Origin of the sequence: Streptomyces xanthii, assembly GCF_014621695.1 — a bacterium.
GTDB lineage: Bacteria > Actinomycetota > Actinomycetes > Streptomycetales > Streptomycetaceae > Streptomyces > Streptomyces xanthii.
Genome location: NZ_CP061281.1, coordinates 6,389,105 through 6,410,332 on the forward strand (window position 1 = coordinate 6,389,105; position 21,228 = coordinate 6,410,332).

A 21,228-nucleotide genomic window follows, 5' to 3' on the forward strand; every position below is an offset into this window, starting at 1 on the left:
AGCCGTCGCACCCCAGGGAGCACTTTCATGGCCTCGTTGCCGACGCCCGCATCCGATCCCCGAGCCCGCGTGGCCGCCCTCAGGGACGCCCTCGCCACCCGTGTCGTGGTGGCGGACGGCGCCATGGGCACCATGCTGCAGGCGCAGGATCCCACCCTGGAGGACTTCCAGAACCTCGAGGGCTGCAACGAGATCCTCAACGTCACGCGCCCGGACATCGTGCGTTCGGTGCACGAGGAGTACTTCGCGGTCGGTGTGGACTGCGTGGAGACGAACACGTTCGGCTCGAACCACACGGCGTCGAGCGAGTACGACATCGCGGACCGGATCGTGGAGCTGTCCGAGGCGGGCGCGCGGATCGCGCGTGAGGTCGCGGACGAGTTCGCGGCGAAGGACGGCCGGCAGCGGTGGGTGCTGGGCTCGATCGGTCCGGGCACGAAGCTGCCGTCGCTGGGTCACATCGACTACGCGACGATCCGTGACGGCTATCAGCAGAACGCCGAGGGCCTGCTCGCCGGCGGCGCCGACGCCCTGATCGTCGAGACCACCCAGGACCTCCTCCAGACGAAGTCCAGCCTGATCGGCGCCCGGCGGGCGATGGACGCCCTGGGTGTGTCCGTGCCGCTGATCTGCTCGCTGGCCTTCGAGACGACCGGTGTGATGCTGCTGGGCTCGGAGATCGGCGCCGCGCTGACCTCCCTCGAACCGCTGGGCATCGATCTGATCGGCCTGAACTGTTCGACGGGCCCGGCGGAGATGAGCGAGCACCTGCGCTATCTCGCCCAGCACTCCACGACGCCGCTGATGTGCATGCCGAACGCGGGTCTGCCGATCCTGACCAAGGACGGCGCGCACTTCCCGCTGACCCCGGTGGAGATGGCGGACGCGCAGGAGAACTTCGTCAACAGCTTCGGCCTGTCGCTGATCGGCGGCTGCTGCGGTTCGACTCCTGAGCATCTGCGTCAGGTCGTGGAGCGGGTCCGTGACCTCGCCCCGGCCGAGCGCGCGCCCCGCCCCGAGCCGGGTGCCTCGTCGCTGTATCAGACGGTGCCGTTCCGGCAGGACACGGCGTACATGGCGATCGGTGAGCGGACGAACGCGAACGGGTCGAAGAAGTTCCGTGAGGCCATGCTGGAGGGCCGTTGGGACGACTGTGTGGAGATGGCGCGCGACCAGATCCGTGAGGGCGCGCACATGCTCGACCTGTGTGTGGACTACGTGGGCCGTGACGGTGTCGCGGACATGGAGGAGCTGGCCGGCCGCTTCGCGACGGCATCCACCCTTCCGATCGTGCTGGACTCGACCGAGGTCGACGTCATCCAGGCGGGTCTGGAGAAGCTGGGCGGGCGTGCGGTCATCAACTCGGTGAACTACGAGGACGGTGACGGTCCGGAGTCGCGCTTCGCGAAGGTCACCCGGCTCGCGAAGGAGCACGGTGCGGCGCTGATCGCGCTGACCATCGACGAGGAGGGCCAGGCCCGCACCCCGGAGAAGAAGGTGGAGATCGCCGAGCGGCTGATCGCCGACCTGACCGGGAACTGGGGCATCCGCGAGTCCGACATCCTCATCGACACGCTGACCTTCACGATCTGCACCGGACAGGAGGAGTCGCGGGGCGACGGTATCGCGACGATCGAGGCGATCCGCGAGCTGAAGAAGCGTCACCCGGACGTGCAGACCACCCTCGGTCTGTCGAACATCTCCTTCGGTCTCAATCCGGCCGCGCGGATCGTCCTGAACTCGGTGTTCCTGGACGAGTGCGTGAAGGCGGGTCTGGACTCGGCGATCGTGCACGCCTCGAAGATCCTGCCGATCGCGCGGTTCGACGAGGAGCAGGTGCAGGTCGCCCGTGACCTCATCCACGACCGCCGCCGCGAGGGCTACGACCCGTTGCAGCGGCTGATGGAGCTGTTCGAGGGCGCCACCACCAAGTCCCTGAAGGCCGGCAAGGCCGAGGAACTGGCGGCGCTCCCGCTGGAGGAGCGGCTCAAGGCCCGCATCATCGACGGTGAGAAGAACGGCCTGGAGGACGACCTCGCCGAGGCCCTCCAGACCCGCCCCGCCCTCGACATCGTCAACGACACGCTCCTCGACGGCATGAAGGTGGTCGGCGAGCTGTTCGGCTCGGGGCAGATGCAGTTGCCGTTCGTGCTGCAGTCGGCCGAGGTGATGAAGAACGCGGTGGCCTATCTGGAGCCGCACATGGAGAAGTCGGATGCTGAGGGCAAGGGCACGATCGTGCTGGCCACGGTGCGCGGCGACGTCCACGACATCGGCAAGAACCTCGTCGACATCATCCTGTCGAACAACGGCTACAACGTCGTCAATCTGGGCATCAAGCAGCCGGTCTCCGCGATTCTGGACGCGGCCGAGGAGCACAAGGCCGATGTGATCGGCATGTCGGGGCTCCTGGTCAAGTCGACCGTGATCATGAAGGAGAACCTCCAGGAGCTCAACCAGCGCAAGCTGGCCGCCGACTACCCCGTCATCCTCGGCGGCGCGGCCCTGACCCGCGCCTACGTGGAGCAGGACCTGCACGAGATCTACGAGGGCGAGGTCCGCTACGCCCGCGACGCGTTCGAGGGCCTGCGTCTGATGGACGCTCTGATCGCGGTCAAGCGCGGCGTTCCCGGGGCCACGCTGCCCGAGCTCAAGCAGCGCCGGGTGCCCAAGCGTGAAGTGGTCCTGGACGAGCCTGTGAGCGTCGGGCGTTCCGACGTCGCCGTCGACAACCCGGTCCCGCAGCCGCCGTTCTGGGGCACCCGCGTCATCAAGGGCATCCCGCTCAAGGACTACGCCTCCTGGCTCGACGAGGGCGCGCTCTTCAAGGGCCAGTGGGGGCTCAAGCAGGCCCGCACCGGCGGACCCACGTACGAGGAGCTCGTGGAGACCGAGGGCCGGCCGCGGCTGCGCGGCCTGCTCGACCAGCTCCAGACGAAGAACCAGCTCGAGGCGGCCGTCGTCTACGGCTACTTCCCCTGTGTCTCCAAGGGCGACGACCTGATCATCCTCGACGACCAGGGCAACGAGCGGACCCGCTTCACCTTCCCGCGCCAGAGCCGCGGCCGCCGCCTGTGCCTCGCGGACTTCTTCCGTCCGGAGGAGTCGGGCGAGACCGACGTCGTCGGCCTCCAGGTGGTCACCATGGGCTCGAAGATCGGCGAGGCCACGGCCGAGCTGTTCGCCTCAGACTCCTACCGCGACTACCTCGAACTGCACGGCCTGTCCGTCCAGTTGGCCGAGGCCCTCGCCGAGTACTGGCACGCCCGCGTCCGCTCCGAGCTCGGCTTCGCCGGCGAGGACCCGGCGCAGATCGAGGACATGTTCGACCTCAAGTACCGGGGCGCCCGCTTCTCCCTCGGCTACGGAGCCTGCCCCGACCTCGAGGACCGGGCCAAGATCGCCGAGCTCCTGGAGCCCGAGCGCATCGGCGTCCACCTCAGCGAGGAGTTCCAGCTCCACCCCGAGCAGTCCACCGACGCCATCGTCATCCACCACCCCGAGGCGAAGTACTTCAACGCGCGCTGAGCGCCACCGACGTACACTTGTCGGTCCAGCGCAGGCCGGTCGCCCTTCCGCTCAGGAAGGGAGGCCGGCCTCTTCGTCCCTCATGGAGGTGTGCCTAGATGACCAGCACGGTCCCCGCACTCGGTACCCGAACGGCCGAAGGGTCCGCCCTGCAGGCCGTCCTCCTCGACATGGACGGGACCCTCGTCGACACCGAAGGCTTCTGGTGGGACGCCGAGGTCACGGTCTTCGCCGCACTCGGCCACACCCTGGACGAGGCCTGGCGCCACGTCGTGGTCGGCGGACCCATGACCCGCAGCGCGGGCTTCCTCATCGAGGCCACCGGCGCCGACATCACCCTGCCCGAGCTGACCGTGCTCCTCAACGACGGCTTCGAACAGCGCATCAGCCAGTCCCTGCCGCTGATGCCGGGCGCCGCGAGACTCCTGGCCGAACTCGCCGCGCACCGCGTGCCCACCGCACTCGTCTCCGCCTCCCACCGCCGCATCATCGACCGCGTCCTGCACTCCCTGGGCAAGCAGAACTTCCGGCTCACCGTCGCCGGTGACGAGGTCGAGCGCACCAAGCCGCACCCCGACCCCTACCTCGTCGCCGCCGCGGGCCTCGCCGCCGACCCGCGCCGCTGCGCCGTCATCGAGGACACCGCGACCGGCGTCGCCGCCGCCGAGGCCGCCGGCTGCCACGTCGTCGCCGTACCGTCCGTCGCCCCCATCGAGGCGGCCCCCCGGCGCACCGTCGTCCGCTCCCTCGAACACGTCAACCTGCCTTTCCTGCACGGCCTGATGACGCCGTGAAGGCAACTGACCGGTAATCGGCGCGGCCGTTCCGCGAGGCGGCGCGAAGTCGCCGTCGCGGCCGGATAGCGACCCCCGCCGGCCAAGTTGAATATGTGACCTTTCCCACTCGGCGGGGGGTCGACAGTGCCTGGGCGGGGTGTCGGAAAGGAGCCTTCCGCCCCCTGCGGCATCACCTTGTGTCCCGATTGGTCGCCCCCTGCGACGAACCTTCCTCCTGAGGTGTTTCGGTGTGTCCACACCCGGTTTCGGAGCGTGATGGGCCGCCCTCTCCAGCGCCTGCGATGTCCGTCCGCGAGCCCATTAGTGTCGTCGCGAGAACATCGCCGCAAACCCTCCCGCCGACGCGCGCACCACCCCCGCCCGCGGGCCACGGGAACCAACAGCTCTGGAGAAGTACGAGCATGAACCGCAAGACTTTGGTGCTGCCGGCCGTGATCGGTCTGCTCGCCCCGGTGCTCGCCGCGTGCGGCGGGTCCGACGGCGGCTCGTCCGACGGCAACGCGATCGTCGTGGGCACTACCGACCGGTTCACCGCCTCGAAGGACGCTCCGGCCCCCTTCGACCCGGCCTACGCCTACGACGCCGGGTCGTGGAACGTGCTGCGCCAGACCGTGCAGACGCTCATGGCCATGCCCCGCAGCGGCAGCGGCGAGCCCGTCCCCGAGGCCGCCGAGAGCTGCATCTTCTCCGACACCGGCAGCGAGCGGTACGCGTGCAAGCTGCGCAAGGACCTCAAGTTCGCCGACGGGACCCCTGTCACCGCGACCGATGTGAAGTACTCCATCGACCGTGTCCGCAAGATCGAGAGCGACAGCGGCTCCTACAGCCTGCTCTCCACGATCGACACGATCGAGACGCAGGGCACCCGGGACGTCATCTTCCACCTCAACACCCCGGACGCCACCTTCCCGTACAAGCTGGCCACCCCCACCGCGGGCATCGTCAACCCCGACGACTACCCCAAGGACAGCCTGCGCGACGGCTTCGAGGTGGACGGCTCCGGCCCCTACAGCCTCAAGGCCGAGGTCAAGGACAACGTCGTCGTCAAGACCGTCTTCACCAAGAACCCCCACTACAAGGGTGAGCTGAAGCCGAAGAACGACAAGGTCGAACTGCGCTCCTTCGCCGACGCCGACGCCATGGGCAAGGCCCTCGACAAGGGCGACGTCGACCTGATGACGCGCACCCTGTCCCCGGAGCAGATCAAGTCCTACGGCGACAACCCGCCGAAGAACGTGAACCTGGTCGAGATGCCCGGCATGGAGATCCGCTACCTCGGCTTCAACACCGCCGCCCCCACCGTCCGGGACAAGGCCGTCCGCCAGGCGATGGCCCAGGTCGTCGACCGCGGCGAGATCGTCGCCGGCGTCTACGGCACCACCGCCCAGCCGCTCTACTCCCTGGTCCCGGTCGGCATCACCGGCCACCAGAACTCCTTCTCCAACAAGTACGGAGACCCCGACGTCGCCAAGGCCACGTCGATCCTGCGCCGCGCGAACATCACCACCCCGGTGAAGCTCACGCTGCACTACACGACGGACCACTACGGGGCCGCCACCAAGAAGGAGTTCGAGATCCTGAAGAAGCAGCTCGACGCGAGCGGCCTCTTCAAGGTCTCCATCAAGGGCGAGCCCTGGGACGCCTTCCGCCCCGCCGAGCTCAAGGGCAAGTACGACGTCTACGGCCTCGGCTGGTTCCCCGACTTCCCCGACGCGGACAACTTCCTCGCGCCCTTCCTCGACAAGGGCAACTTCCTCAACTCGCCGTACTCCGACAGCGACATCCGGGGCCGGCTGATCCCGGCGGAGCGCCGCGAGGCCGACCGGCTCACCGCTTCCGAGAGCATCGAGCAGATCCAGGACATCGTCGCCGACGACGTGCCCGTCCTCCCGCTGTGGCAGGGCAAGCAGTACGTCGCCGCCCGTGACGACGTCACCGGTGTGGAGTGGGCGCTGTCCGCTTCCTCCGTCCTCCAGCTGTGGGAGCTCGGCCGCGGCGTCAGCGGCTGAGCGTCCGCCTGAAGGGGCCGGTCCCGACGCCGCGACCGGCCCCGCTCTATCGCACGACCGACGACAAGGCACGTACGTGAGAATGCGCAACCAGTGGCTGGCCCCGTCCATCGGAGCGGTGCTCGCCGCCGCCCTGCTCGCCGGCTGCGGCGACGAGCAGTCGGACGCCGCCGCCGACGGTGAGTCCGTGGTCATGGGGATGTCCGACGACGTCCTCGCCACCGACCCGGCGTCCGGCTACGACCCCGGCTCGTGGCTGCTGTTCAACAACGTCTTCCAGTCGCTCCTCAGCTTCCCCAACGGCGGCACCGAGCCCGTTCCGGAAGCCGCCAAGGAGTGTCACTTCAGCGACGCGGCCACCAAGGTCTACTCGTGCACCCTGCGCCCGGGGCTCAAGTTCAGCAACGGGAACGCGCTCACCTCGAAGGACGTCAAGTACTCCTTCGACCGGACGATGACCATCGACGACGACGCCGGTCCGGCGATCATGTTCCCGATGCTCGACAAGATCGAGACCCCCGACGCGAGCACCGTCGTCTTCCGGCTCAAGTACGCCGACGCGACCTTCCCCAGCAAGATCGCCTCCGGTGCCGGCTCGATCGTCGACCACACCGAGTACCCCGCGAGCCGGCTCCGCACGGACGGCAAGGCCGTCGGCTCCGGACCGTACAAGCTGGACTCCTACGGCAAGAACCAGGCCGTCTTCTCGGTCAACTCGTCCTACAAGGGCAACGCCAAGGTCAAGAACACCGGCGTCACCATGAAGTTCTTCCACGGCGACCAGCAGGGCCTCAAGAAGTCCCTCCTCGACGGCGACATCGACCTCGCCTACCGAGGCCTGGCCGCCCAGGACATCGCCGACATCGAGAAGGCCGGCACCAAGGGCATCGACGTCGTCGAGGGCAACAGCGCCGAGGTCCAGCACCTCGTCTTCAACATGAAGGACCCCGTCGCCGGCAAGCTCTCGGTCCGCAAGGCCATGGCCTACCTGCTCGACCGCGACGCCCTCATCGACAAGGTCTACGACAACACGACCGCCGCCCTGTACTCGATCATCCCGGCGGGCATCACCGGCCACAACACGGCCTTCTTCGACACCTACGGCGCCCGCCCCTCCGCGGCGAAGGCGGCCCAGGCCCTGCGCGCCGACGGCATCACCGGCAAGGTCAAGATCACCCTGTGGTCCACCCCGGTCCGCTACGGCCCCACCACCGACGCCGAGCTCAAGGCCATCGCCGGACAGCTCAACGCCAGCGGCCTGTTCGACGCCGACGTGAAGTCCGTCGAGTTCTCCCAGTACGAGCGGGACATCAAGTCCGGCAAGTACGGCGTCTACGTCAAGGGCTGGGTGCCCGACTACCCGGACCCGGACAACTTCACCCAGCCGTTCTTCGGCGAGGGCAACGTCCTCGGCAACCACTACGACAACGCCACGATCACCGGGACGATCATTCCGCAGACCGGTGAGCAGAGCGACCGCTCCTCGACCAGCGAGCAGTACGAGCAGCTCCAGGACATCGTCGCCGCGCAGCTGCCGATCCTGCCCGTCTGGCAGGCCAAGCAGTACGCCGTGACCCGCGACAACGTCTACGGCCTCGAGAACTGCCTCGACGCGTCGACCGTCTTCCGCTTCTGGGAGATCAGCAAGGGCTGAGCCCGCGTCCCGCGCCGGACACGCGTGAGGGGCGGCGGTCACCACCTCGGTGACCGCCGCCCCTCACGCGCATCCCGCTCGCTCTACTGCGCCCCGGGACGCACCAGACCGCTCTCGTACGCGTACACGGCCGCCTGCACCCGGTCGCGCAGCCCCAGCTTGGTGAGCACGTGCCCGACATGCGTCTTCACGGTCGTCTCGCTGACGAACAGGTCCGCGGCGATCTCCGCGTTCGACAGACCGCGCGCCACCAGCTTCAGCACCTCCACCTCGCGCTCGGTGAGGGTGTGCAGGGTGTCCGGCACCGGCTCCTCGCCCGACGGCAGATGGTCCGCGTACTTGTCCAGGAGACGGCGCGTGATGCTCGGCGCCAGCATCGCCTCGCCCGCGGCGACCACCCGGATCGCCTGCACCAGCTCGTGCGCGGGGGCGTCCTTGAGCAGGAAGCCGCTCGCCCCGGCCCGCAGCGCCTCCACCACGTACTCGTCCAGGTCGAACGTCGTCAGGACCAGCACCTTCGCCGGGCCGTCCCGGCCGGGGCCGGTGATCTGCCGGGTCGCCTCGACCCCGTCCATCCGCGGCATCCGGATGTCCATCAGCACCACATCGGGCTGCAGCGCCCGCACCTGGTCGAGAGCCTGGAGGCCGTCGCCGGCCTCGCCGACGACCGCGATGTCCTGCTCGGCCTCGAGAATCATGCGGAAGCCCGTACGCAGCAGCGGCTGGTCATCGACCAGTAGGACGCGGATGGCCACGAAACTCTCCTTCGGTAGTCCGGGCCCATTCTGCCCTGCTAGGGCGTGCCCGACCCGGGCAGCCCGACCTGCAACGGATACGGCGGGGGAGTCCCGCCGAACTCGGGGCAAACCGCCTGATGGTCGCACCAGCCGCACAACTTCGTCGGCCGCGGCCGCCACTCCCCGGTCTCCGTCGCCGTCTGGATCGCGTCCCACAGCGCGTGCAGCTTGCGCTCCACCCGCTCCAGGTCCGCCACGACCGGGTCGTACGTCAGCACGTCACCGCTGCCCAGGTACACCAGCTGCAGCCGGCGCGGCACGACGCCCTTCAGCCGCCACACCACCAGCGCGTAGAACTTCATCTGGAACAGGGCGCCCTCCGCGTACTCGGGGCGGGGCGCCTTGCCCGTCTTGTAGTCGACGATGCGGACCTCGCCGGTCGGCGCCACGTCCACCCGGTCGATGATCCCGCGCAGCTTCAGACCCGACGCCAGCTCGGCCTCGACGAACAGCTCCCGGTCCGCCGGCTCGAGACGCGTCGGGTCCTCCAGCGTGAACCAGCGCTCGACCAGCCGCTCCGCCTCGCCCAGCCAGCGCGTCATCCGCTCGCCCTCGGCATCGTCCGCGAACAGCTCCGCCAGCTCCGGGCGGCTCTCCCGCAGCCGGTCCCACTGACCCGGGATCAGCGACTTGGCCCGCGGCGGGGTCCGCTCCCCGGCCGGCGCGTCGAACAGTCTCTCCAGCACCGCGTGCACCAGCGTGCCCCGCGTCGCCGCCTCGCTCGGCTTCTCCGGCAGCTTGTCGATCACCCGGAACCGGTACAGCAACGGGCACTGCATGAAATCGCTCGCGCGCGACGGCGAGAGCGAGGCGGGCCGGGCGGGCTCGCGGGCGGGCTGGGCACTGGTCTCCATGACCCCCGACCTTACGGCCCGCCACCGACAGTCAGGCACCTGCGCGGTCGGCGGCGTCTTGCGTAGCGTGGACCCGGGGGAGTCGGCGCGGGCCGCCGGACACCGTCCGCATACCATCGACGCCAGAACGTCCCGCCCCGCGGCGGGAGACGCTCGAACGAGGGGACCGAGGGATCACCGTGGACGAGAGCGGCCGGCCACAGTCGGGCACCGGCGGGACGACCCCGCCCCCGCACGCCGACACGCCCCCCGAGCCCCCGGCCGAGCCGGGCGCCCCGACGCCCGCCGACGCGCCGAAGAGCGAGGCGCCGCGCGCGGACGACTCCCCGTCGCCCGCGGGCACCGAGCCGGACGACCCCGACGCGACCGTGACCCCGGACTCGCCGTCACAGGCCGAACCGGCCACCGCCGACGGACCAAAGGACAAGGCGCAGGGCGCGGACGAGTCCCCGTCGCCCGCGGGTGCCGAGCCGGACGACACCGATGTGACCGTGACCCCGGACTCGCCGTCACAGGCCGAGCCGGCCGCCGCCGACGCAACCCGGCCCGCCTCGCCCACGGGCGAGACCACCCCGGTCGCCCCGCCCGCCGCATCCGCCCAGCCGCCGGAGGCGACCCCCTTCGACCGGCACCCCGAGCGGGCCGCCGCCACCTCGGGGAAGCGCAAGGGTCCCGCCAAACCGCCCGAGCCCCGCGGCGGGCTGCTCATGGGGCGGCCGTTCGGCGTGCCGGTGTACGTCGCCCCCAGCTGGTTCCTCGTCGCCGCGCTGATCACCTGGGTGTTCGGCGGCCAGCTCGACCGCGTGCTCCCCGAGCTCGGCGCCCTGCGCTACCTCGTCGCCCTCTTCTTCGCGGTCGCCTTCTACGCCTCCGTGCTCGTGCACGAGCTGGCCCACACCGTGGCCGCCCTGCGCTACAAGCTCCCGGTCCGCCGCATCCAGCTCCAGTTCTTCGGCGGCGTCTCGGAGATCGAGAAGGAGTCCGAGACCCCGGGCCGAGAGTTCGTCCTGGCCTTCGTAGGCCCGCTGCTCTCGCTCGTCCTCGCCGGCGTCTTCTACCTCGGCCTCAAGGCCGTCGAACCCGGCACCGTCCCCGGCGTCCTCCTCGCGGGCCTGATGATCTCCAACCTCATCGTGGCCGTCTTCAACCTCCTGCCGGGCCTGCCCCTGGACGGCGGCCGCATGCTCCGCGCCGTCGTCTGGAAGATCACCGGCAAGCCCATGAGCGGCACGATCGCCGCCGCCTGGGTCGGCCGCGCCCTCGCCGTCAGCGTCCTCATCGGCCTGCCGCTGCTCACCCAGTCCGGCGCCCTCGGCCCGGACGCCGAGGACGTCAGCGGCATGGACACCGTCCTGGACGCGCTGCTCGCCGCGATCCTCGCCGCGATCATCTGGACCGGCGCCGGCAACAGCCTGCGCATGGCCCGCCTGCGCGAGCACCTCCCCGAACTGCGCGCCCGCACCCTGACCCGCCGCGCCGTCCCCGTCGAGCCCGCCACCCCCCTCTCCGAAGCCCTCCGCCGGGCCAACGAGGCGGGCGCCCGCGCCCTCGTCGTCGTCGACGCGGACGGCGAACCCCGCTCCCTGGTCCGCGAGGCCGCCATCGTCGGCGTCCCCGAGCACCGCCGCCCCTGGGTCGCCGTCAGCGGCCTCGCCCAGGACCTCACCGACGGCATGCGCGTCTCCGCCGAGCTCGCCGGCGAGGACCTCCTCGACACCCTCCGGGCCACCCCCGCCACCGAGTACCTCGTCGTCGAGGACAACGGCGCCATCTACGGCGTCCTGTCCGCCGCCGACGTGGAGCGCGCCTTCGTCAAGGCCATGGCCAGGCCCTCGTAGAGCCGTACAGGGAACCCGCGTGGTCGGCGGCCCGCGCCGGGCCCGGTAGTCTGTTCACATGTCCGAACCGACCGGTGCCGCCCGCCGCCGCGGGCCCTTCAAGGTCGGGGACCAGGTTCAGCTGACCGACCCCAAGGGCCGCCACTACACGTTCACGCTCGAAGAGGGAAAGAACTTCCACACCCACAAGGGTTCCTTCCCGCACGACGAGCTGATCGGCGCACCCGAGGGCAGCGTTGTCCGCACCACCGGAAACGTCGCCTACCTCGCGCTGCGCCCCCTGCTCCCCGACTACGTCCTGTCCATGCCCCGCGGTGCCGCCGTGGTCTACCCCAAGGACGCGGGGCAGATCCTGGCCTTCGCGGACATCTTCCCCGGCGCCCGCGTCGTCGAGGCGGGCGTGGGCTCCGGCTCGCTCAGCAGCTTCCTGCTGCGCGCCATCGGCGACGACGGCATGCTGCACTCCTACGAGCGCCGCGAGGACTTCGCCGAGATCGCGAAGGGCAACGTCGAGCGCTACTTCGGCGGCCCCCACCCCGCGTGGCAGCTCACCGTCGGCGACCTCCAGGACAACCTGTCCGACGCCGACGTCGACCGCGTCATCCTCGACATGCTCGCCCCCTGGGAATGCCTCGACGTCGTCTCCAAGGCGCTCGTCCCCGGCGGCATCCTGTGCTGCTACGTGGCCACCACCACCCAGCTCGCGCGCACCGTCGAGTCCATCCGCGAGATCGGCTGCTTCAACGAGCCGACCTCCTGGGAGACGATGATCCGCAATTGGCACGTGGAGGGCCTCGCGGTCCGCCCCGACCACCGGATGATCGGCCACACCGGCTTCCTCCTCACCGCCCGCCGCCTCGCGGACGGCGTCGAGCCGCCCATGCGCCGCCGCCGCCCCGCCAAGGGCGCCTACGGCGAGGACTACGACGGCCCCAACGCCGACGGCGGAGCCCGCGGCCGCTGACCCCACCCCGTACGACCGCACAACGCACCGGCGCCGCCGTCGAGTTCCCCGCACCGCACGGGAACTGGACGGCGGCGTCCGTACGTTGACCCAGCGGCAGCACCCCGCTCGCGTACGGCCGCGAAGAAACGGCGGACCCCGCCGTTCCCCCGCACTGTGACCTGTGGCACGATGCTGGCCACCCCCACCGGCACAGCCCTCACAGGAGACACTCCTAGTGCAGCAACCCGCCGTCCCGGAACTGGCGCACACCACCACCCGTCCCATCCACTGGCTGGCCACCGCGGCCGCGGTCGCCGCGGTCGTCGCGGCCTCCGGCTTCCTGCAGCCGGACTCCGCCACCGCCGCACCGACGGGCGGCGGCGAGCACGTCACCGCCAAGGCGCACGCGGTCGCCCCGCCCGACCCCTCGGCCGTCGACTTCCCGATCGAGTGCGGCCCGGTCAAGGCCCTCGTCCGCGCGAAGGCCACCGGTGACCTCGACGGCGACGGCAGACCCGAGACCGTCGCCGTCGTCCGCTGCGACGCCGGCTCCGGCACCCCGCCCGACGGCGTCTACGTCCTCACCCAGCCGGCGGGCTCCGCCGCCCGGGTCGTCGCCACCCTCGTCGACCCCAAGGACGGCTACACCGCGAGCGACGTGACCGTACGCGACGGAGCCGTCTCCGCGAACCTCGACGGCTACTCGTCCCCCGACGTCCCGCGCTACCGCCCCGACGTCCACGACAAGGCCAAGTGGCAGTGGAAGGGCGGCTCGTTCGTCCGCTCCACCCCCGCCGAGGCCCGCAGCGTCTGACGCGCTCCCCGCGCGCGAAAGGGGCCCCGTCCACCGGTCACTCCGGCGGGCGGGGCCCCTCACACATACAAGGCGCTCAGTCGGCGTCCGGCCCGTACACCTCGACGCCGTCCGCGACCCGGCGCACGTGGATGCAGTCGCCCGGGCACTCGTTCGCCGACGCCACCACGTCCGTGAGCAGCGGCAACGGCACCGGCGTGGTCACACCCGGCTCCGTGAGCAGCTCGTCGTCCGCGCTCTTCACATACGCGAGCCCGTCGATGTCCAGCTCGAAGACCTCGGGCGCGTACTGGGCGCAGATCCCGTCCCCGGTGCACAGATCCTGATCGATCCACACCTCCAGCGGAACGCCCGCTCCGGTGCCGGATACGGCCTCTTGCTGCACGGTCATGTCTCCTGCCGTTTCCTGCGTCGCGGCCCGGGAAAAACCGACCTCGCCGGAGCAAGTCGGGCCAGGCCTGACGGGTGTTGAACGGTGTCGAGCCTATAACCACCGGCTTTCGGATCTTCATGGGTGGGTATTCCCCTGGCGTGAGGGAGAGCGCAAGGGTGAAGATCGGACACACCCCGACGTCTTTGTGATCTAGGGGTTTCAATCGACACCCGCCCAGGTAGGGTCTGGAAGCGTCCAGCTCCCCTTGGAGGAGGTGAGGACCGTGGCAGCCCACGACGACGACATCAACCGCGGCATCCGCCCGGGACGAGGGTCCGACGACCCCGCCGGTCAGATTGCCTATCTCGAGCAGGAAATCGCCGTCCTGCGGCGCAAGCTCGCCGACTCTCCGCGTCATACGAGGATTCTCGAAGAGCGGATCGTCGAGTTGCAGACGAACCTGGCAGGCGTGTCCGCCCAGAACGAGCGGCTCGCCAACACGCTCCGTGAGGCCCGCGACCAGATCGTGGCCCTCAAGGAGGAGGTCGACCGGCTCGCACAGCCGCCGGCCGGCTTCGGAGTCTTCCTCTCGGCCAACGAGGACGGCACCGCCGACATCTTCACCGGCGGCCGCAAGCTCCGGGTGAACGTGAGCCCGAGCGTCGAGCTCGAAGAGCTCAGGCGTGGCCAGGAAGTGATGCTCAACGAAGCACTCAACGTGGTCGAGGCCATGGAGTTCGAGAGCGTCGGCGACATCGTCACCCTCAAGGAGATCCTCGAGGACGGCGAGCGCGCCCTCGTGACCGGGCACACCGACGAGGAGCGGGTGGTACGGCTCGCCGAACCGCTCCGCGGCATCACCATCCGCCCCGGCGACGCCCTTCTTCTCGAACCCCGATCCGGCTATGTCTACGAAGTCGTACCGAAGAGCGAAGTGGAGGAGCTGGTCCTCGAAGAGGTCCCGGACATCGGCTACGAGCAGATCGGCGGCCTGGGCAACCAGATCGAGCTGATCCGCGACGCGGTCGAGCTCCCCTACCTCTACCCGGACCTCTACAAGGAGCACGAACTGCGCCCGCCCAAGGGCGTCCTCCTGTACGGGCCCCCCGGATGCGGCAAGACGCTCATCGCCAAGGCGGTCGCCAACTCCCTCGCCAAGAAGGTCGCGGAAGTGACCGGACAGGCGCAGGGCAAGAGCTACTTCCTCAACATCAAGGGCCCCGAGCTCCTCAACAAGTACGTCGGCGAGACCGAGCGCCAGATCCGCCTCGTCTTCCAGCGAGCGCGCGAGAAGGCCAGCGAGGGCACCCCCGTCATCGTCTTCTTCGACGAGATGGAGTCCCTCTTCCGCACCCGCGGATCCGGCGTCAGCTCGGACGTGGAGAACACCATCGTCCCGCAGCTGCTCGCCGAGATCGACGGCGTGGAGGGCCTGCAGAACGTGGTCGTGATCGGTGCCTCGAACCGCGAGGACATGATCGACCCCGCCATCCTGCGCCCCGGCCGGCTCGACGTGAAGATCAAGATCGAGCGCCCGGACGCCGAGGCCGCCAAGGACATCTTCGGCAAGTACCTCACCGAGCGCCTCCCGCTGCACACCGACGACCTCGGTGAGCACGGCAGCGACAAGGCCGCCACGGTCCACGCCATGATCCAGACGGCCGTGGAGCACATGTACGCGGAATCCGAGGAGAACCGCTTCCTCGAAGTCACGTACGCGAATGGCGACAAGGAAGTCCTCTACTTCAAGGACTTCAACTCCGGCGCAATGATCGAGAACATCGTCGGCCGCGCCAAGAAGATGGCCATCAAGGCCTTCCTCGAGCAGAACCAGAAGGGCCTCAGGGTCGCCCATCTCCTCCAGGCTTGCATCGACGAGTTCAAGGAGAACGAGGACCTTCCGAACACCACCAACCCGGACGACTGGGCCCGGATCTCCGGAAAGAAGGGCGAGCGGATCGTGTACATCCGCACCCTGGTCACCGGAAAGCAGGGCGCGGACACCGGACGCTCCATCGACACGGTGGCGAACACCGGACAGTACCTGTAAAAAGCAGGGTGGCTGCGGGTGCCCGGACCGGGTACCCGCAGCCCACTGTTTTCCGGGCGCATTGTCCCGGAAGAACCCGCCCGACGTCGGAGCGAAGCAATGACGCAAATGATCTCCCCACCAGCGCAAAGGCGTTCTAGGCTCTTCCATGCCGCCGAGTCGCGCCGTGCGGGGACGGGCACCGCACACGCACCGGAGAACCAGCGGAGGACTTGAGCGACGCCCCCGACCGAGGGCGCCGCCGGGCAAGGAGGGCCGCATGACCGTACGGCGAGTAATGGGCATCGAGACGGAGTACGGAATCTCCGTCCCCGGCCACCCCAATGCCAATGCCATGCTCACCTCGTCCCAGATCGTCAACGCCTACGCGGCCGCGATGCACCGCGCCCGCCGGGCCCGCTGGGACTTCGAGGAGGAGAACCCGCTGCGGGACGCCCGGGGCTTCGATCTCGCCCGGGAGAACGCCGACTCCAGCCAGCTCACCGACGAGGACATCGGCCTCGCCAACGTCATCCTGACCAACGGCGCGCGCCTCTACGTCGACCACGCCCACCCCGAGTACAGCTCTCCGGAGATCACCAACCCGCGCGACGCGGTCCTGTGGGACAAGGCCGGCGAGCGGATCATGGCCGAGGCCGCCGAGCGGGCCGCCCAGCTGCCCGGCGCCCAGCCGATCCACCTCTACAAGAACAACACCGACAACAAGGGCGCCTCCTACGGGACGCACGAGAACTACCTGATGAAGCGGGAGACCCCCTTCTCGGACATCGTGCGGCACCTCACGCCGTTCTTCGTGTCCCGCCAGGTCGTGACCGGCGCGGGCCGCGTGGGCATCGGCCAGGACGGCCACGAGCACGGTTTCCAGCTCAGCCAGCGCGCGGACTACTTCGAGGTCGAGGTGGGCCTGGAGACCACGCTCAAGCGCCCGATCATCAACACCCGCGACGAGCCGCACTCGGACGCCGAGAAGTACCGCCGGCTCCACGTGATCATCGGCGACGCGAACCTCTCCGAGATCTCGACCTACCTCAAGCTCGGCACGACGTCCCTGGTCCTGGCCATGATCGAGGACGGCTTCATCGCCGTGGACCTGGCCGTCGACCAGCCCGTGCGCACCCTGCACCAGGTCTCCCACGACCCGGACCTGCAGCACCTGATCACGCTCCGCAGCGGCCGCACACTCACCGCGGTCCAGCTCCAGATGGAGTACTACGAGCTGGCCAGGAAGTACGTCGAGGAGCGCTACGGCGCGGACGCGGACGACCAGACCAAGGACGTCCTCAGCCGCTGGGAGGACGTCCTGGGGCGGCTGGAGTCCGACCCGATGAGCCTGGCCGGCGAGCTGGACTGGGTGGCGAAGCGGGAGCTCATGGAGGGCTACCGGCGCCGCGACGACCTGGACTGGGACGCCGCGAAGCTCCACCTCCTGGACCTCCAGTACGCCGACGTGCGGGCCGAGAAGGGCCTGTACAACCGTCTGGCGGCCCGCGGGAGGATGAAGCGCCTCCTGGACGAGTCCGAGGTCGAGAGGGCCCGTACGAAGCCTCCGGAGGACACCAGGGCCTATTTCCGGGGCCGCTGCCTGGAGCAGTACGCGGACGACGTCGCCGCGGCCTCCTGGGACTCCGTGATCTTCGACCTGCCGGGCCACGACTCGCTCCAGCGGGTCCCAACCCTCGAACCGCTTCGCGGAACGCGTAACCACGTGAAGGAGCTGCTGGACCGCTGCCGCACCGCGGAAGATCTGGTCCGGGTCCTGTCCGGCGGCTGAAACCGCGGGCGCCGGGGAATCACAGAGGTGGGCCCCGTACGTTGAAGAAACTGCGGGGCCGATGTCGGACCGGACTTGTAGGGTCTGATCATCACGAACGAGCTGAATCTCGAACCGAGCGGGGTGAGCTGGACATGGCAACCAAGGACACCGGCGGCGGGCAGCAGAAGGCGACACGCTCCACCGAGGAGGTCGAGGAGCAGACTCAGGAGGCCCAGGGCTCCGAGGACCTCAAGGAGCGCCAGGAGAAGCTGAGCGACGACGTCGACTCGGTTCTGGACGAGATCGACGACGTACTTGAGGAGAACGCCGAGGACTTCGTTCGGTCATTTGTGCAAAAAGGCGGACAGTAACGGGCATCCCGGACTTTGTGGTGAAGGTCTGTACGGGGTGCAAGCGATCGCTTCCCTTGGCTTCGTTCGCTGCTGATCGCAACCGCGGCGATGGCCTGCAGGTGCGGTGTCGGGAGTGCGTGGCGGAGTACAGCGCTGCGCATTACCGGCGCCGTCAGGCGGCGCTCGGGAAGACCGTACGCGAGAAGGCGGACGTTCCCGAGGGGCACAAGCAGTGCCGCACGTGCGGCGAGATCAAGCCGCACAGCGAATGGCATCGCAACGCCAGTGCTTCCGACGGCTTGGCGACCAGGTGCAAGGCTTGCCGAGCGGTCCATGGGCGACGGGACCATCTCAAGCGCAACTACAACCTCACCGAGGCCGAGCGCGACGACATGGTCGCCTCGCAGATGGGCGTCTGCGTGATCTGCCTCAAAGCCCCGGCCGTACATGTGGATCACTGCCACGAGACGGGTAGGGTCCGTGGCGTACTGTGCTTCAACTGCAATTCGGCCATCGGCAAGTTGGGGGACGACCCCGGTACCACTCGTCGAGCCGCCGACTACCTGGAAGGAAACGCGTGGAAGCCAATTCTCGTGGCACCGGGCGTCTACCGGCTGCCTTCCTGACGCCCGGCTCGTCGTCCTTCATGGACTTCCTGGCCGAGCACCAGCCCGAAATGCTGCCGGGGAACCGGCAGTTGCCGCCGACTCAGGGCGTCATCGAGGCCCCGCACGGCACGACGATCGTGTCCGTGACGTTCCCCGGCGGCGTCGTGCTCGCCGGTGACCGGCGGGCCACGATGGGCAACGTCATCGCGCAGCGCGACATCGAGAAGGTCTTCCCGGCGGACGAGTACTCGGCCGTCGGCATCGCGGGAACCGCCGGTCTGGCGGTGGAGATGGTGAAGCTCTTCCAGCTGGAGCTGGAGCACTTCGAGAAGGTCGAGGGTGCCCAGCTGTCGCTGGAGGGCAAGGCGAACCGGTTGTCCACGATGATCCGGTCGAACCTCGGCATGGCGATGCAGGGTCTGGCGGTCGTGCCCCTCTTCGCCGGCTTCGACGTCGACCGCGCGAAGGGCCGCATCTTCTCGTACGACGTGACGGGCGGGCGCAGTGAGGAGCACGGGTACGCCGCGACCGGTTCCGGTTCGGTCTTCGCGCGCGGGGCGATGAAGAAGCTCTACCGCGACGATCTGACGGAGGACCAGGCGACGACGCTGGTCGTGCAGGCGCTGTACGACGCCGCGGACGACGACTCGGCGACGGGCGGTCCCGACATGGCCCGCAGGATCTTCCCGATCGTCACCGTGATCACGGAGGACGGGTTCCGGAGGCTGTCGGAGGAGGAGTCGTCCGCGATCGCCCGCTCGATCTTGGAGCGGCGCCTCGAGCAGCCGGACGGCCCTCGCGCCGCCCTGCTCTGAGCCGATCCCATTCACTGAGTCACTGACAGAAAGGGACGGATAGCCGGTGTCGACACCGTTCTATGTCTCTCCCCAGCAGGCGATGGCCGACCGCGCGGAGTACGCGCGCAAGGGCATCGCGCGCGGTCGCAGCCTGGTGGTGCTGCAGTACGCCGACGGCATCGTGTTCGTCGGCGAGAACCCGTCCCGTGCACTCCACAAGTTCAGCGAGATCTACGACCGCATCGGTTTCGCGGCGGCCGGCAAGTACAACGAGTACGAGAACCTGCGGATCGGCGGTGTCCGGTACGCGGACCTGCGCGGTTACACCTACGACCGCGACGACGTGACGGCCCGTGGGCTGGCGAACGTGTACGCCCAGACGCTGGGCACGATCTTCTCCAGCGCGGGCGAGAAGCCGTACGAGGTGGAGCTGGTCGTCGCGGAGGTGGGCGAGTCCGCCGAGGGCGACCAGATCTACCGGCTGCCGCACGACGGCTCGATCGTCGACGAGCACGGCTCGGTGGCGGTGGGCGGCAACGCGGAGCAGATCAGCACCTTCCTGGACCAGCGCCACCAGGACGGCATGACGCTGTCCGAGGCGCTCAAGCTGGCGGTGCAGGCCCTGTCGAGGGACACGAACGGGAGCGAGCGGGAGATCCCCGCGGAGCGCCTGGAAGTGGCCGTCCTGGACCGTACGCGGCCGCAGCAGCGCAAGTTCAAGCGGATCGCCGGACGGCAGCTGGAGCGGCTGCTGACGGCCGAGGGCGCGGCGGAGGTGTCGAAGGCGGCGTCCGAGGCCGTGTCCGACGACACGTCCTCCGACTCCGACTCCGACGGCGGCTCCGAGGCGTAGCGCGCGGGTTCCTCTTCGAGAGGTGTGCCCCGACCGGTCCGTGACCGGCCGGGGCACACGTGTGTCAGGGGGCGTCGGTGCGCGGCGGCGGCGCGGTGGAGCCGCGGGGGACGAGCCGGACGGGCAGGGGAGTGGTGTCCGGGGTGCGGTCGTCGAGCACGGCGAGGAGCGCGGCCATGCCGCGGGCGCCGAAGTCCTCGGCGGGCAGGCGCACGGTGGTGAGTTCCGGTTCGAGGGCTGTGGCCAGGGAGAGGTCGTCGAAACCGGTGACGGACAGGTCGTCGGGGACGCGCAGGCCGACGCGGCGGGCGGCCTTGCAGGCACCGGCGGCGATCTTGTCGTCGTCGCACACGATCGCGGTGGGTGTCCGGAGGCCGCTGGTGCGCAGGGCCCGCTCGGCGGCGTCCTGGGCGCCCTCGACGGTGAAGGGGGAGCGGACGGTGCGCAGGGTGGTGCCGGGCACCTGCCGGGTGCGGGCGGCGAGTTCGCGGGCGCGGACGTCGAAGGTCCAGGAGTCGACGGCCGAGGCGAGGTGCAGGAAGTGGCGGTGGCCGAGGCCGAGGAGGTGTTCGGTGAGCTGCCGGACGCCGTCGGGCAGGTCGAGGTTCACGGTGGTGGTGGCGGGGTCGCCGGGGTCGCTGTCGAGCATGACGAGCGGGAGGCCGTCACCGCGCAGGGTGGTGACGGCGTCGGCGGCCATGGAGGAGGCGAGGATGCCGTCGAGGGCTGCCTGAGAGGACGGGAAGGGGTCGCGCGCGGGGCCCGTGCCCTCGGGGGAGGGGTACAGGACGACGCCGAAGTCGTGCTCGGCGGCGACGCGGGCGGCGCCCGTGTACACCCCGGCGAAGAACTCGTTGGTGAGCGCCGGGACGACCAGGAGCGCGGTGCGGGTGCGGCCCATGCGGAGGCTGCGGGCGGCGAGATTCGGCCGGTAGCCGAGCTGTCGCGCGGCGTCGCGGACGCGCTCGGCGGTGCCGGCGGCGACGCGGCCGCGCCATTTGTCGCCCATGACGAGGGAGACGGCGGCTTGGGAGACGCCGGCCGCGCGGGCCACGTCCCGGCTGGTGGGGCGGGTGGTCGCCGGGCCCTCGGTGCCGCTGGTCACTGGTGCCTCCGTGTCGTTCCTGGTCCGGCCTGGTCCGGTTCACGACGGTAGCGGGTGGCTGTCGGGGCCGGGTGCGTGGTACGTATGACGTCACGACGT

Annotated in this window: 17 protein-coding genes; 13 read left to right on the top strand and 4 right to left on the bottom strand. The window is 69.7% G+C overall.

Annotated elements, in window-relative coordinates; genetic code table 11:
* Positions 1-27: 27 nt before the first annotated feature.
* From metH to IAG42_RS28830, 4 genes are all read left to right on the top strand, one after another.
* Complete coding sequence (gene metH, locus IAG42_RS28815; protein ID WP_188339881.1) at positions 28-3,528, top strand: methionine synthase; 3,501 nt, start codon at positions 28-30, stop codon at positions 3,526-3,528.
* 98 nt (positions 3,529-3,626) lie between these two features.
* Positions 3,627-4,322 (top strand): HAD family hydrolase, encoded by a 696-nt coding sequence (locus IAG42_RS28820; RefSeq protein ID WP_188339882.1) that lies wholly within the window; start codon positions 3,627-3,629, stop codon positions 4,320-4,322.
* A gap of 404 nt (positions 4,323-4,726) precedes the next feature.
* Positions 4,727-6,334, top strand: coding sequence for an ABC transporter substrate-binding protein (locus IAG42_RS28825; protein WP_188339883.1), 1,608 nt, complete (start codon positions 4,727-4,729; stop codon positions 6,332-6,334).
* Positions 6,335-6,410: 76 nt separating this feature from the next.
* Positions 6,411-7,988, top strand: a complete 1,578-nt coding sequence (locus IAG42_RS28830) for an ABC transporter substrate-binding protein (RefSeq protein WP_384619963.1) — start codon at positions 6,411-6,413, stop codon at positions 7,986-7,988.
* 83 nt (positions 7,989-8,071) lie between these two features.
* Here IAG42_RS28830 and IAG42_RS28835 read toward each other — a convergent pair whose 3' ends face one another.
* Both IAG42_RS28835 and IAG42_RS28840 read right to left on the bottom strand, forming a co-directional pair.
* Positions 8,072-8,743, bottom strand: a complete 672-nt coding sequence (locus IAG42_RS28835) for a response regulator (RefSeq protein ID WP_161301686.1) — start codon at positions 8,741-8,743, stop codon at positions 8,072-8,074.
* Between the two features lie 38 nt (positions 8,744-8,781).
* Positions 8,782-9,639, bottom strand: a complete 858-nt coding sequence (locus IAG42_RS28840) for a RecB family exonuclease (RefSeq protein WP_188339885.1) — start codon at positions 9,637-9,639, stop codon at positions 8,782-8,784.
* Positions 9,640-9,818: 179 nt separating this feature from the next.
* Between IAG42_RS28840 and IAG42_RS28845 the strand changes: the two genes are divergently transcribed.
* The 3 genes from IAG42_RS28845 to IAG42_RS28855 all read left to right on the top strand — a co-directional run bounded on the left by IAG42_RS28845 (position 9,819) and on the right by IAG42_RS28855 (position 13,237).
* Positions 9,819-11,477, top strand: coding sequence for a site-2 protease family protein (locus tag IAG42_RS28845; RefSeq protein WP_188339886.1), 1,659 nt, complete (start codon positions 9,819-9,821; stop codon positions 11,475-11,477).
* A gap of 58 nt (positions 11,478-11,535) precedes the next feature.
* On the top strand, positions 11,536-12,441 hold the full coding sequence (locus IAG42_RS28850; protein WP_188339887.1) for a tRNA (adenine-N1)-methyltransferase: 906 nt from the start codon (positions 11,536-11,538) through the stop codon (positions 12,439-12,441).
* 217 nt (positions 12,442-12,658) lie between these two features.
* Entirely contained in the window at positions 12,659-13,237 is a 579-nt protein-coding gene (locus tag IAG42_RS28855; protein WP_188339888.1) for a hypothetical protein, read from the top strand.
* A gap of 76 nt (positions 13,238-13,313) precedes the next feature.
* On the opposite strand, the gene IAG42_RS28860 is transcribed toward IAG42_RS28855, so the two are convergent.
* Positions 13,314-13,628, bottom strand: coding sequence for a ferredoxin (locus tag IAG42_RS28860; RefSeq protein ID WP_188339889.1), 315 nt, complete (start codon positions 13,626-13,628; stop codon positions 13,314-13,316).
* Positions 13,629-13,893: 265 nt separating this feature from the next.
* On the opposite strand from IAG42_RS28860, the gene arc reads away from it, so the two are divergent.
* From arc to prcA, 6 genes are all read left to right on the top strand, one after another.
* On the top strand, positions 13,894-15,660 hold the full coding sequence (gene arc, locus IAG42_RS28865; RefSeq protein WP_188339890.1) for a proteasome ATPase: 1,767 nt from the start codon (positions 13,894-13,896) through the stop codon (positions 15,658-15,660).
* Positions 15,661-15,919: 259 nt separating this feature from the next.
* Positions 15,920-17,431, top strand: coding sequence for a depupylase/deamidase Dop (dop, locus tag IAG42_RS28870; protein ID WP_188339891.1), 1,512 nt, complete (start codon positions 15,920-15,922; stop codon positions 17,429-17,431).
* Positions 17,432-17,565: 134 nt separating this feature from the next.
* Positions 17,566-17,784, top strand: a complete 219-nt coding sequence (locus IAG42_RS28875; RefSeq protein WP_188339892.1) for a ubiquitin-like protein Pup — start codon at positions 17,566-17,568, stop codon at positions 17,782-17,784.
* 20 nt (positions 17,785-17,804) lie between these two features.
* Entirely contained in the window at positions 17,805-18,392 is a 588-nt protein-coding gene (locus IAG42_RS28880; protein ID WP_188341657.1) for an endonuclease VII domain-containing protein, read from the top strand.
* Positions 18,344-19,189 (top strand): proteasome subunit beta, encoded by an 846-nt coding sequence (gene prcB / locus IAG42_RS28885; protein ID WP_188339893.1) that lies wholly within the window; start codon positions 18,344-18,346, stop codon positions 19,187-19,189. The genes IAG42_RS28880 and prcB overlap by 49 nt, the downstream gene beginning before the upstream one ends.
* Before the next feature lie 46 nt (positions 19,190-19,235).
* The gene (gene prcA / locus IAG42_RS28890) at positions 19,236-20,024 is read left to right on the top strand and encodes a proteasome subunit alpha (protein ID WP_188339894.1); all 789 of its coding nucleotides are present in this window, start codon (positions 19,236-19,238) and stop codon (positions 20,022-20,024) included.
* A 64-nt stretch (positions 20,025-20,088) separates the two neighbouring features.
* Here prcA and IAG42_RS28895 read toward each other — a convergent pair whose 3' ends face one another.
* Positions 20,089-21,129 carry a LacI family DNA-binding transcriptional regulator gene (locus IAG42_RS28895; RefSeq protein WP_188339895.1) on the bottom strand — a complete coding sequence of 347 codons (1,041 nt, stop codon included), beginning with the start codon at positions 21,127-21,129 and terminating at the stop codon, positions 20,089-20,091.
* Positions 21,130-21,228: the final 99 nt, after the last annotated feature.